The sequence below is a fragment of the Endozoicomonas sp. Mp262 genome (assembly GCF_025643335.1).
Taxonomy (GTDB): Bacteria; Pseudomonadota; Gammaproteobacteria; order Pseudomonadales; family Endozoicomonadaceae; genus Endonucleibacter.
In genome coordinates this window covers 2,747,529-2,760,161 of the sequence record NZ_CP092489.1, presented here as the reverse complement: position 1 = coordinate 2,760,161, position 12,633 = coordinate 2,747,529, and the positions used below count along the sequence as shown (strand labels likewise).

Sequence of the window (12,633 nt, the reverse complement as noted above, 5' to 3'; positions counted from 1 at the left end):
CCTATCCGACCATTCGGTATGGGTATTAATAGGGGAAGCAGTTGATGGGGAGTTATGCATAGAAAGAGATGAACAGCCCAAAAACGTATACCATCAACGACTCCTGATTACCATCAGATAGAAAATGATGACCCACAGCCACAGGTGGACTTCGCGTTAGGGTTTTTCACCAGGAACCTTGACCCCTGAAGCCCCTCTTCATAGTCCACCTCAGCCCCTACAAGGTATTGATAACTCAGGGAGTCCACCACCAACTCAACCCCACCATTGGCAATCACAGTATCATCTTCCGCCAGCTTCTCATCAAAAGTAAAGCCGTACTGAAATCCGGAACACCCACCACCTGTCACATACACTCTCAACCTCAGCTTCGTATTCTCCTCTTCCTCAACCAGTTCTTTCACCCTGGCTGCGGCATTATCCGTAAAAATAATCGGGCTTGGGTTAACGGTTTCAACTACGCTCATTCATCCTCCAATACTATTGGCTAACTGCCAGTAGTATAAATATCTTACAACTAGCTCTGTGCGCCACAGGTGCGCATTATCGATTTAACCCAGTAAAACAGTCAAATATCAAGCTCTGCCTCAAGCTCTGACTGATTACTGGTCGATAGTTCTTTATCCCAGTCAAACTCCTCTTTAAGTTGCTGGATGGAGCCACTTCTGATTTTCACAGAAACCAAAATAAGTTTTGGTGAAAAACCATCCGGCAACTCAAAATCAAAGTAGTCCCGGTTTTCCGGCAAAGACTGAAAATACCTGAACCCTAAAGGGTGACTGGGATTATCCAGACCGGCCAGTTTAAACAATGACAAGGTTTTTTGCTCATTATTCATCAGCCCTGTTATAGACACAGAAAGGCTGCCCCTGAGAAAGGGGTTACTTCGTGACACCTGGGAAACCATCAGGCGAAATCGAAAGCGACCGGTATCATCGCCACTTAGCAAATCAAGAGTGTGAACCCTTACACCCGGGTCAGCATCCTCAGGTGCAATGATATTCCTGTAGAAAGCCAATTCTTTTTTGAGTCCGGCCTTTTCATCCTCCAGCCCCCTGACAATCCCACGAATACTCTCCAACGCTAATTTATCAATTTTTCGGGCACTTTCAAGCAGCGTTATTTTGTGTAAATAATCCTGATTCTGCTCCGCCAAAGCCTCGTTACGCTCCTGTAGCTGTAACTTTAACTGTTCCAACTGATAACTACGGTCATCTGCGCTGTGCTCACCCCAGAAATAAAAACAAGCCAACAAACCAGCAAGAAGAATCAGCAGTGCCAAATACATGGCCTTCCCAAGCCTTCGATGAGGCCTGAGGGAATTGCTACAAGGGCTATCATCCGGCTTTATCGACATTAACAGGCCACCTTTAATACTCTGGGTATTTAACAAAAATGCTTGGCTATATCTCTAGGGGCTGTTGAGGTTTTATCATGTGCTCAGCCAAAGCCGGCGGTTTCGTGGCTAGGCGCAGCAGCGCAGGAATACTGACGTCTTTCAAGCTGCTGTAACGACGGCACGGAAGCGCTGGCTTTGGCCCTTCGGGTGATTCGTAAAGCGGCCTTCCGGCTGTGTTGAACTGGCTTGACGTAGAATAACTACGCGCTGCGCCAGTCCGCCTTGCGTAAGGCCGCTTTACGAACCACTGAGCTCATGATAAAACCTCAACAGCCCCTAGCAGCCTGTCGGACTTAGCTCTGACCTACTGCGAAAAAGCCGGATTTGGCCATTTTTTATGCTGATTCTCGTTAAATAGAACCACTATTCGCCTCGAATCAGCATAAAAAATGGCTCAAACCGGTCTTTTTCTCGCTACGATCGGCTAAGTCCGACAGGCTGCTAGTACATCATTTGCTGCCGGAGGGAGTCCTAGTATGATATCTCCCCTTATGACACATCCTCAACCCGGAAGATCATGTTAGACCAATGGACAACCCGGTGGGTTCACCCACCCCTTGAAAAAGGTGCTTCAGTATTAAACAAAAAGGGAATTCACCCTGACCATGTCACACTGACAGGATTCCTCACAGGAATGACGGCTATCCCTTTGCTGGCAACCCAACACTACCTCCTTGCCCTGATCGCCATCCTGATTAATCGAACCTTGGATGGCCTGGATGGAGCACTGGCCCGACAGAATAAAGCCACCGATGCTGGCGGCTACCTTGACATTACCCTGGATTTTATTTTCTATGCCGGGGTTGTTTTTGGTTTTGCCCTGGCTGATCCCGTAAACAATGCACTATCCGCCAGCCTGCTGATATTTTCCTTTATGGGCACCGGTTCAAGCTTTCTTGCTTACGCTATTATGGCGGAGAAAAGAAAACTTACCCACCCCCGCTTTTCCCACAAATCTCTTTATTACCTGGGCGGTCTTGCAGAAGGAACAGAAACCATTATTGTCTTTATGCTGTTCTGCCTGTTACCGGAGCATTTCCCCGCACTGGCCAAAGGGTTTGCCCTGATTTGTATTATTACCGCGTACACCAGGGTATGGGCGGGCTATAAAACAATCAAGTATTCCGAGAAAAAAAAAGCCTTTGATTAATCAAAGGCTTTTTCTATCCGTTATTACTCAGGCTTGCTGAGGATGGCTATTGGTTAACGCTTCAGCCTTTGGCTCACCAACAGGTAAAACAGTACGGCCATATTGTTCATTCAGCACTTCAGCCATGGCCAGATACATGGCACTGGCACCACAGATAATACCTTCAAAACCAGCCAGCTTACCGATCAGGGCAGAGCCAGTGAAATCACGGGCAGCCAGCAGGAAGAACAGAACAGCCAGGGATCCAAAAATAAACTGCAATACTTTATTGGCTTTCAATGTACCAAAGTACATAAAGGCGGTAAAAATACCCCAGAGCACAAGATAACAACCCATGAAAGCGGGCGGTGTCGCATCAGCAACCCCAAGGGCAGGGAAGATCATCAACAGCACCAGGGACCACCAGAACAAGCCATAGGACATAAAGGCTGTAAGTCCAAAAGTATTACCTTTGCGGAACTCCATAACTCCCACAAAAACCTGGGCCAGGCCGCCATAACAGAGCCCCATGGCCAGAATCATGGAACTGACAGGGAAAAATCCTGCGTTATGGATATTTAACAGTACAGTGGTCATACCAAAGCTAATTAGACCTAATGGAGCCGGATTGGCAAGCTTACCAGACACGCTGTTTACCTTGATTGTAATGAAAATGAATTCAAGTAGCTCGAAAGGCTGCCATTAAATAATGGTAGTCTCGGCAAGGGCTGTTGACCTTTGATCGTGAGCTCTGTGGCTACTTCCTGATGTGTATTTTTGCTGTTATGAACGGGCAAAAGATAGTCTTTCCGATCACGTAGCGACGCCTATTATTCAGTTAGAAAAAACCAAAACAAGCGTGGAAACCACTGATTACCAATAAGATAAAAAGCAGATTCTACTGTTTTTCAGGCAACAAACGTTAAGGATTCTTAATCACTTCTAAGCTCCCCTTTTGGAGAAATGGGGGTCGGCAATTTAAAAACAACCAGATAAGTCGACACCACAAAGGTAATAATCGCTGCGGCTTCTATTAATAATGCCGTGTCATGGGATATTTTTCCTCCGGCCAGGGCTCCACAGGCTAACAGCAGTGAAAACTCACTGCTTTGCCCCAGCCTGAGTCCCATCTCACTGGCATTGTCTGCCCGCTCACCAGCCAGGCTCTTCAGCAAAACCCTGAATATAAAGGGCTTGGTCACCAGGACAAGCAATGCACAGGCTATCACGGCGATAAAAAGGTTCCAGGATAAAAATGGATTAAACTGCGCCCCCACAGAAAAAAAGAACAGGATCAGAAAAAACTCCCTGAGTGGCTTTAGCCCCTCGGCAATGACCAGGGCAATAGGTGAGGTGGCTATGGCAACACCAGCGATAAATGCACCTATTTCATGGGATAATCCAAGCCACTCTGCCATCTGGGCTGCTGCAAAGCACCAGCCCAGGGACATTAGAAAAATATATTCAGATATAATATCAAACCGGCTAAACAGTGGCAGAACCAGATTACGCACCAGCCACCAAGCACACAATGAAAAAGCGCAGGTTTTCAGGGGTAATAAAACAGCATCCAGGTTAAACCCCTGCCCTCCACTATAAAGTATCAGGATAGTGAGAATGGCCAGAATATCCTCAAATAACAAAATACTGATCATTACCTCACCGGTTCTGCGATGGTGAAGTGTAGAGGTTGGTATCAGTTTCAGACTAATGACTGTACTGGAAAATGAAAGTGCCAGACCGGAAATGATGGCATCAATCATGGAAAAGTCGAAACAAGTGATCAATAAAGCCCAAATCATAATGCCTGTGGCTGTAATTGACAGAAATGTGACCACTGCCGTTTGCTTAAGCTGTCTGACGAGACTACGAGGATGAAGATGCAACCCCAGAAGAAACATCAATAGAATAATCCCCATATTGGAAATGGAGTCTATATGACCATCATTGACGATGAGGCTCGCACCATGGGGGCCAACAATCACCCCCAACATAATATAAGCCATAATAATGGGTTGCTTGAGCCAGACAAACACAGTGCCTAACAAAGAAGCGCCCCCAAAAATAATAGCCATCTCCAGAACCAGATGCTCAAACGCTCCATGCACACGGATACCCTGCTACAAAACTACTTTAGTCCTGTATAAGGTAGGCTATGATTTATACTTGTGTTGATATAAATTTAAACCATCAGGGCAATCCCATTCAGTGCACAGGTCTCATCCAGCCCGAACATAATATTCATATTCTGAACGGCTTGCCCCGCAGCACCTTTAACCAGGTTATCAATGACGGCAAGCACGATAACCTTGTCACATCCCTTAATATGATGTACCGCTATACGACATTGATTGCTGGCTCTGACAGAGCGGGTTTCCGGATGGCTTCCGGCAGGCATTACATCAACAAAGGGTTCATTTCGAAAACGATTCTCAAAGAGTGCTTGTACGTCAATATTTCTATCTTTGAGAGAACAGTAAATAGTCGCATGGATTCCCCTGATCATTGGCACCAGATGCGGTACAAAGGTCAAGTCCATATCAATACCGGCTTGCCCCGATAATTGCATTTGCTTTAGCCCTTGGTGTATTTCGGGCGTATGGCGATGCCCATCAACACCATAGGCTTTGAATGATTCAGAAACCTCACATAGCAAATTATTCACATTTGCCCCACGCCCGGCACCACTTACACCGGATTTTGCATCAACAATAACAGAATCAGTCACCCTTCCACTCTCGATTAAGGGCAAGAGTCCTAACTGAATAGCAGTAGGATAACAGCCCGGGTTAGCCACCAGGCTCGCCTTACTGATAGTTTCACGGTTGACTTCAGGAAGACCATAAACAGCGGCTTTTAGCAATTCAGGACAAGCATGGGCAATACCATACCACTGCTTGAAGACTTCTTCGTCCTGCAATCTGAAATCTGCTGCCAGGTCAATAATCCGAATACCTTTTTCAAGGAGCTTTGGCACATGCTGCATGGCTGTTCCATTGGGTGTAGCAAAAAAAACCAAATCACAATCCCAAAGTCTTCTATCCTCAAACGATGCAAACTGCAGATCCAGCCTTCCCCTTAATCCCGGAAAAACCTCACTCACTGAACGACCAGCCTCAGCACGAGATGTGACTATATGGATGTTAATATCGGGATGGCCCGACAATAACCGCAGTAACTCAGCGCCGGTATAACCCGTACCCCCTACCACTCCAATATTTATCATAATGACATCTTTATTTTTATTGAGTGGATCTAAGCCTAACGAGTATTAATTTCAATTACTAACGACAAAAGTAGTTTTTACGCTAATAGGATTTATGGCAAGCTTTCTTTAAAATTCCAGGCTAAGTAAAAGGCAAGACGTTTATAACACATGACAGATAAAACAGCCCTTATCAGAGAAACCTTTCCCGTTGGCCCCTTGCAGTGTAACTGCACCATTATTGGCGACCCCCTCACAGGCAAGGCTATTGTAATTGACCCGGGTGGCAACCCGGAGATCATAATGGCGAAACTGCAGGAGCTAAACCTGAAAGTGGTTGCCCTGATTCATACCCATGCCCACCTTGATCACTTTATGGCCAGTGGTGAAATCAAGAAACAAACCGGCGCCCCTATCCATCTCCATGAAGAAGATAAATTTCTCTGGGACAACCTGGAAACCCAGTGCCGGATGTTTGGAGTACCCTATCAACCAGTACCCGACCCTGATCACTGGTTAAAGGACGATCAGGAACTTCCCTGCTGCGAAGGCGTCGCCATGCATACCCCCGGTCATAGTCCCGGCTCCACTTGCTTCTGGTTTGAAAAGGAAAAATTACTGATTGCCGGGGACACGCTGTTCCGCAGGGCCATTGGCCGAACTGACCTGTGGGGGGGAGACTTTAAAACCATTGAAAAATCCATTCGTCAAAGGCTTTATATCCTTGATGAAGAAGCCGTGGTAGTGACAGGCCACGGCCCGGATACCACCATTGGTGAAGAAATTCGCGAAAACTGTGTAATCCGCGGATAATAAAGAATCAGAAAAAATCGTACCGGAGGAGTTCAGCATGTATCTCAAACAACTTGCAGCACTCGTTGCAACGGCCGTTTTGGTATCAGGCTGCCAAACCACCAACCCCTACACTGGGGAGCAGGAAGTTAACAAGACCGCTAAATATGCAGGAGTGGGTGCACTGGCTGGAGCGGTCATTGGCGGTATTGCAGACGGTGGTGACGGAGCATTGAAAGGAGCCGCCATAGGTGGTGCTGCTGGCGGGGGCTATGGCTATTACACCGACCGACAGGAGGCAAAGCTTCGTGCTGAACTGCAAAATACCGGGGTTCAGGTTCACCGTCAGGGCGATATTATCCAGCTGGTTATGCCCTCAAATATTACCTTTGATTCCAGCAAGTCAGATATCAAGGCTGACTTCTATCCGGTTCTGGGATCTGTGGCCAAGGTTTTTAAAGAATATAATAAGAATCTGATTCAGGTTGTTGGTCATACGGATAGCTCTGGTAACGATAAAATAAACCAGCCACTTTCCCAGGCACGGGCAGATAGCGTCGCTCAATATCTAATTGCCCAACAGGTTCCCCAAACCCGCATTACCGCCTATGGAAAAGGTGCCTCCATGCCCATAGCGGATAACTCAACCAAAGCCGGACGTGCTGCTAACCGCAGAGTGGAAATCAACCTTCTCCCTCCTCCAGCCAAAACCCGGAGTAAGGGTTAAAATCCAAAAAGGCCGGTTTTCCCGGCCTTATTTATAGTAAACGGTGAATGGTTTAAACCTGGTTAGCGGCAGGCTTGGGTGAATACTCATAAACAATAGAATAAGAAGATTGTTCCAATTGGGAGGTGGGACAAGGGGTTGAGCCATAAGAACAAAATACGCAGCAATCACCGCTTTCGGGAGTCATCAGTTTTTGGCAGTTTTTACACTCGTATAAGTTAATACAGGCATCCACAGGCATAGTTTCAACAGCACTGTAACCACACCCTGGGCAATTGATAACGGATGTGGTTTTCAGAGTTTTCGTCATTATTATTCTCCATACAGACACTTTTACATATACATAAGGTAGAGATATCGACCTTCCATAGAACATCTTTACCCTCTACAAGTTTTAACAGTGAATCCTGAAAATAGAAAGACATAAAAAAAGCCGGATTAAATCCGGCTTTTTAATCGTATGCTACGAGTAGTCCGCTATCAGGCTTTATCCACATCTGCCTGAATGGCTGTCAGGGCGATGGTGTAAACAATATCATCCACCAGGGCACCACGGGACAGGTCATTAACAGGCTTGTTCAGACCTTGCAGCATTGGGCCCACACTGATGACATCTGCACTGCGCTGTACCGCCTTGTAAGTGGTGTTACCGGTATTCAGGTCCGGGAATACAAACACGGTAGCACGACCAGCCACATTACTGTCAGGTGCCTTGCTGCGAGCAACCGATTCAACAGACGCTGCGTCATACTGCAGAGGACCATCAATGATCAAGTCAGGACGTTTCTCTTTAGCAATCTGAGTGGCTTCACGTACTCTTTCAACATCTGCCCCCTGACCGGAAGCACCAGTGCTGTAGCTGATCATGGCAACGCGGGGTTCCACACCAAAAGCAACGGCAGAGTCAGCACTCTGAATAGCGATATTGGCCAGCTGCTCTGCTGTAGGGTTTGGATTAACCGCACAGTCACCGTATACCAGCACCTGATCAGGCAGCAGCATAAAGAAGATAGAGGACACCAGGCCACCGGCATCACGCTTGGGCTTAACCAGCTGGAACGCAGGACGAATGGTGTTAGCAGTAGTATGAACCGCACCGGATACCAGACCATCCACTTCATTCATGGCCAGCATCATGGTTCCCAGAACCACCGTATCTTCCAGCTGGGCTTCTGCCATAGGCGCGTTCAGTCCCTTGTGCTTGCGCAACTCAACCATAGGCTCCACATAGCGGCCACGGACGCTATCCGGATCCATGATTACCAGACCTTCTGGCAGGGTAACGCCGTTATCACGGGCAACCTGTTCAACCACTTTCTTTTTACCCAGCAGAATACACTGGGCAATACCGCGTTCCTGACAAATCGCTGCGGCTTGAATAGTCCGTGGCTCATCACCCTCTGGCAGAACAACACGCTTATTAGCGGCGATGGCACGCTGAACCAGGTTGTACCGGAACGCAGGTGGTGACAGACGGCGCTCTGCCAGTCCTGCACAGAAGCTCTTAAACCACTCGGTATTAAGACGCTCTGCCACGGTGTTCATCACGTTCTCAACACGATCGTTATCATCCACAGGCAGTTCGTTGCTCATACGATCCAGCTGGGTTGCGGTCTTGTAAGAGTCCCACTCAGTCAGCATCACAGGCAAGCCACTGGCAATGGCCTTGCTACACAGTTCCATAACAGACTGGGCTGGCTGAATACCACTGGTTAACAACAGACCCGCCAAAGGTACGCCGTTCAGGGCTGCCATGCAGGTAGCCAGGATAATATCATCACGGTCCCCCGGAGTGATTACCAGGTTCCCAGGCTTCAGATGATGCGCCATATTGGCTGGGGTACGGGCACTCAGGGTATAGGAAGTGACCCGGCGGCTATTGATTTCACCTTCGTTGATCAGTTCACAGCCGAGGTGACTGGCAATATCCAGTGTTCTCGGGGAAGACAGGGCGCTATCCCATGGAATATAGCCCAGAGGCTCAAAGGACTTACGGGCAAACTCGGGCAGGCTCACCGGGTGACCATCTTTGGTCAGCTGGCTGAATTGATCCTGCTGCAGCTTGTTAAGGATATAACCAATCATCTTTGGATTCTTGATACCACCAAAGCTGTCAGCGGCAATTTCCAGTTTATCCGCCGTATCTGCCAGCTTGTCATCTCCCGCTTCAGAAACAAGGATGACATCCGCATTCAGGGACTTGGCCATATCGCTGTTCAAACGGTTGGCATAAGGCATATTGCGGGTAGGAACCAGCCCTTCTACCACCATCACCTCAGCATCGTCAGAGGCTTCATTAAACAGGGCAACGATCTCTTCCATCAGCACGTCACCCTTGTTATCACCCAGCAGGTCTTCTGCACGGTGAGAAGAGATCGGCGCTGGCGGTTCATGATCCATGATTCGCTGAACCAGCTTGGTGGAACGCTCAGGACCGGTATCACCCACGTGCAGCTGGGCAATGGGCTTGAAGAACTTTACCCGCAGTCCCAGATTATCAAGAGCCCTTACCAGGCCCAGGGTGACAGAAGTCAGGCCGACGCCATATCGGGTTGGAGCAAGAAAAAACGTACGCATGTGTCCGGTTTCCAGCAAATAAATAAAGACCCTTATCCATAAAAATGGATACCAGGCGCTTTGTTTAGGAAGTGTAGTTAACGGAAAACAGGAGGACTAAGCCTCCTGTTCCTTATAGGGGCAGATCAATAACGATCAGGACACGAGTCCGTGGGTATCACGGGCAATCATCAGCTCTTCGTTGGTGGCCACAACGATAGCAACCGGGCTGCCTTCTTTGGTGATCACACCGTTCTTGCCACGGAACATCTCTTGGTTCACTGCCTCATCCATTTCAAAGCCGAAGATGGATAGACGGTTCAGGACATTCTTACGGATAGTGCTAGAGTTTTCACCGATACCACCGGTGAATACCAGCGCGTCGATACGACCCATTTCAGCGGCAAAGCCCGCCAGTTTCTTGGCCAGAACGTTGCAGAAGACATCCAGGGTCAGCTGGGCACGCTCATTGCCCTTGGCGGCTGCTTCTTCAATGGCACGGCAGTCATTATCCAGCTCGGACAGACCCAGCATGCCACTCTTCTTGTTCAGGATCTCGGTGATTTCGTCCAGGCTGTAGCCACATTGCTTGTTCAGGAAGCTGAAGACGTTAGGATCGATATCACCGGAACGGGTACCCATAACCAGGCCTTCCAGAGGAGTCAGACCCATAGTGGTATCAACGGACTTGCCATTCTTGACGGCACAGGCACTGGCGCCGTTACCCAAGTGAGCCACCAGGATCGCGCTGTTTTCGTAATCCAGACCCAGCATGTCCGCTGCGGCCTTGCTCACAAAGCGGTAGCTGGTGCCGTGCATGCCGTAACGACGCAGACCGTGCTCACGGTACAGGCTGTGAGGTACGGCATACAGATAGCTTTCTGCAGGCATGGTCTGGTGGAATGCAGTATCAAATACGGCAGACTGTGGCAGGCCCGGGAAGAATTTCATGGCTGCACGGATGCCCTTCAGGTGGGCAGGGTTGTGCAGGGGAGCCAAGTGACAGCAGTCTTCGATGCCCTTCAGGACTTCATCAGTAATCAGGGTGGAAGCAGTGAATTTCTCACCGCCGTGAACCACACGGTGACCGATGGCTTCAATGCGATCCATCAGGTTCTGGTCACGCAGCAGGCCGACCAGGGCTTCGATAGCAGCATCATGAGCGGCCTGACCCAGCTGCTGGGTGTTTTTCTCACCGTTCACTTTCCAGGTTATGCTGGCTTCACTGCTACCCAGTCGCTCAGCGAGGCCGTTAATGCTTTCTTCTTCGGTCTTTGGGTTGATCACGGAGAACTTCAGGGAAGAACTGCCGCAGTTGATCACCAGAATGCTATCTTTGCTCATAGAACTATGCCAATGGTTTATAAGGTCGTGTTACCTGCACCGAGTGCTCTTCAAATGAACATTCATTGAAAAGTCAGGAAACTCGGCAGGCATTCACAGCGCCTGGAAAGAACCCGGGAAGTCCGGCTTACAGGCAGGCGCACAATGATTAGAATTTATCCAAATCCCTCACCTCCAAAATCATCAGGAGGCTCAGGTGCGATAAATGATATGACGAATTGAATTATAACGGCAGTTTTCCGTGGAGTGACTGCGTATTGATGCGTATACAGGTTATTCCTAGTCGCAACATGTTCAGAGCTGTTACAAGACAGGCAGGTAAGCCTGAACCCACTGGATTACCGGAACAAAGAATCTGCCTAGATAGTCCTCCACCAGCCCCTGGTGAAAGTATCCCGTAACACCTGCTGCCACCAGTAACAGAATAGGGATATAAATCCCCAGTAGCTGGCTTAGCCCACCCGGACCTTCTGCTGGCGGGCCAAATGGATTCCAGTTTTTAGTGCCCGGTGAAAAAATCAACACGGCCAACAGGAAAACATTGAAGGCCGGTACAAAAAGAAGCACTGACCAGCTAGCGCTCCTGCCAGTATCTCGAAGCCGCATACCCACAAAATAGAATAAGAGGAACACTGCCACACCATGGCTGCCAAGAAGGATCAGCAGCTCGTCCTGAAAAGTCAGGTCTAGCGCCAGTGGCGGCAGAATATATAGCGGCGCGTACCAGGCAGCCAATTCAACAGCCACCACTAGCCACAATAAGCTTACAAAGGTTGCTCTGGATAATCGCGGAAGCAGTGTAAAGGGTCGCTTTGGCTTGACGGGGTCACCATCTTCACCCCTGGCATCATCGCTTTCCATGACAATGACCGTTTCTTCATTGTCTTTTTGGTTAAAAGAAACATCCATGTTTTTTCCTTTAGCCTTTATAGGTGTAACGAAATCATCTCCGTTGCTGTTATCGGCTATTACAGGCCAAGTTTGACCATCGCCTTCATCAGAATGGCCTGACTACTGCCAAAATAATAATGGCTATTAAAATCACCGCAGGCACTTCATTAAACCACCGGAAAAACGTATGGGATTTGGTATTGGCACCTTTCATAAACCTCTTCAGATAGCGTCCACACAAATGATGGTAACCTATCAAGCAGGCAATCAAGGTTAGCTTTGCATGCAACCAGCCACCCGCCATATATCCCTGGGCGTTGTAACTGAGCAACCACAAACCAAACACCAGTGTTGCTACCATCGCTGGTGTAGAAATGCCCCAATACAGTTTACGCTCCATGACCAGGAACTGTTCTTTACAGGCCTGGTCCCCAGTCATGGCGTGATACACAAAAAGGCGGGGTAAATAAAGCAGACCCGCAAACCAGCAAACCATGGAAATCAAATGGAAGGCTTTAACCCACAGCATACGAACTCCTTGTTGGTATTTTTTTATTAAGTGCGATGCAGCTCTCAGTTATGTAGCTATT

The 12,633-nt window shown here is 48.4% G+C and carries 13 protein-coding genes; 3 read left to right on the top strand and 10 right to left on the bottom strand.

Annotated features, from left to right (window positions below; all coding sequences use genetic code 11):
* Window positions 1-113: 113 nt before the first annotated feature.
* Both erpA and MJ595_RS12200 read right to left on the bottom strand, forming a co-directional pair.
* A complete protein-coding gene (erpA, locus tag MJ595_RS12205; RefSeq protein WP_263078170.1) occupies window positions 114-467 on the bottom strand; it encodes an iron-sulfur cluster insertion protein ErpA in 354 nt (117 codons plus the stop codon).
* 101 nt (window positions 468-568) lie between these two features.
* Window positions 569-1,357 carry a hypothetical protein gene (locus MJ595_RS12200; RefSeq protein ID WP_263078169.1) on the bottom strand — a complete coding sequence of 263 codons (789 nt, stop codon included), beginning with the start codon at window positions 1,355-1,357 and terminating at the stop codon, window positions 569-571.
* Between the two features lie 559 nt (window positions 1,358-1,916).
* Here MJ595_RS12200 and MJ595_RS12195 point away from each other — a divergent pair.
* A complete protein-coding gene (locus MJ595_RS12195; RefSeq protein WP_263078168.1) occupies window positions 1,917-2,549 on the top strand; it encodes a CDP-alcohol phosphatidyltransferase family protein in 633 nt (210 codons plus the stop codon).
* Window positions 2,550-2,576: 27 nt separating this feature from the next.
* Here MJ595_RS12195 and MJ595_RS12190 read toward each other — a convergent pair whose 3' ends face one another.
* The 3 genes from MJ595_RS12190 to argC all read right to left on the bottom strand — a co-directional run bounded on the left by MJ595_RS12190 (window position 2,577) and on the right by argC (window position 5,754).
* Window positions 2,577-3,176 carry an acetate uptake transporter gene (locus MJ595_RS12190; protein ID WP_263078166.1) on the bottom strand — a complete coding sequence of 200 codons (600 nt, stop codon included), beginning with the start codon at window positions 3,174-3,176 and terminating at the stop codon, window positions 2,577-2,579.
* 284 nt (window positions 3,177-3,460) lie between these two features.
* A complete protein-coding gene (locus MJ595_RS12185; RefSeq protein WP_263078165.1) occupies window positions 3,461-4,636 on the bottom strand; it encodes a cation:proton antiporter in 1,176 nt (391 codons plus the stop codon).
* Window positions 4,637-4,710: 74 nt separating this feature from the next.
* Window positions 4,711-5,754 (bottom strand): N-acetyl-gamma-glutamyl-phosphate reductase, encoded by a 1,044-nt coding sequence (gene argC, locus MJ595_RS12180; RefSeq protein WP_263078164.1) that lies wholly within the window; start codon window positions 5,752-5,754, stop codon window positions 4,711-4,713.
* 150 nt (window positions 5,755-5,904) lie between these two features.
* On the opposite strand from argC, the gene MJ595_RS12175 reads away from it, so the two are divergent.
* Together MJ595_RS12175 and MJ595_RS12170 are read left to right on the top strand one after the other, a co-directional pair.
* Entirely contained in the window at window positions 5,905-6,546 is a 642-nt protein-coding gene (locus tag MJ595_RS12175; RefSeq protein ID WP_263078163.1) for an MBL fold metallo-hydrolase, read from the top strand.
* Window positions 6,547-6,583: 37 nt separating this feature from the next.
* Window positions 6,584-7,252, top strand: a complete 669-nt coding sequence (locus tag MJ595_RS12170) for an OmpA family protein (protein WP_263078162.1) — start codon at window positions 6,584-6,586, stop codon at window positions 7,250-7,252.
* 52 nt (window positions 7,253-7,304) lie between these two features.
* On the opposite strand, the gene MJ595_RS12165 is transcribed toward MJ595_RS12170, so the two are convergent.
* The 5 genes from MJ595_RS12165 to hemJ form a co-directional block, all read right to left on the bottom strand.
* Complete coding sequence (locus MJ595_RS12165) at window positions 7,305-7,562, bottom strand: hypothetical protein (protein ID WP_263078161.1); 258 nt, start codon at window positions 7,560-7,562, stop codon at window positions 7,305-7,307.
* Window positions 7,563-7,732: 170 nt separating this feature from the next.
* Window positions 7,733-9,829: a phosphate acetyltransferase gene (gene pta / locus MJ595_RS12160; RefSeq protein ID WP_263078160.1), complete on the bottom strand. Its 2,097-nt coding sequence runs from the start codon at window positions 9,827-9,829 to the stop codon at window positions 7,733-7,735.
* Between the two features lie 135 nt (window positions 9,830-9,964).
* Window positions 9,965-11,152, bottom strand: a complete 1,188-nt coding sequence (locus MJ595_RS12155; RefSeq protein ID WP_263078159.1) for an acetate kinase — start codon at window positions 11,150-11,152, stop codon at window positions 9,965-9,967.
* Between the two features lie 303 nt (window positions 11,153-11,455).
* Complete coding sequence (locus MJ595_RS12150) at window positions 11,456-12,061, bottom strand: DUF805 domain-containing protein (RefSeq protein WP_263078158.1); 606 nt, start codon at window positions 12,059-12,061, stop codon at window positions 11,456-11,458.
* Window positions 12,062-12,149: 88 nt separating this feature from the next.
* Window positions 12,150-12,572 carry a protoporphyrinogen oxidase HemJ gene (hemJ, locus tag MJ595_RS12145; protein WP_263078157.1) on the bottom strand — a complete coding sequence of 141 codons (423 nt, stop codon included), beginning with the start codon at window positions 12,570-12,572 and terminating at the stop codon, window positions 12,150-12,152.
* Between the last annotated feature and the right edge of the window lie 61 nt (window positions 12,573-12,633).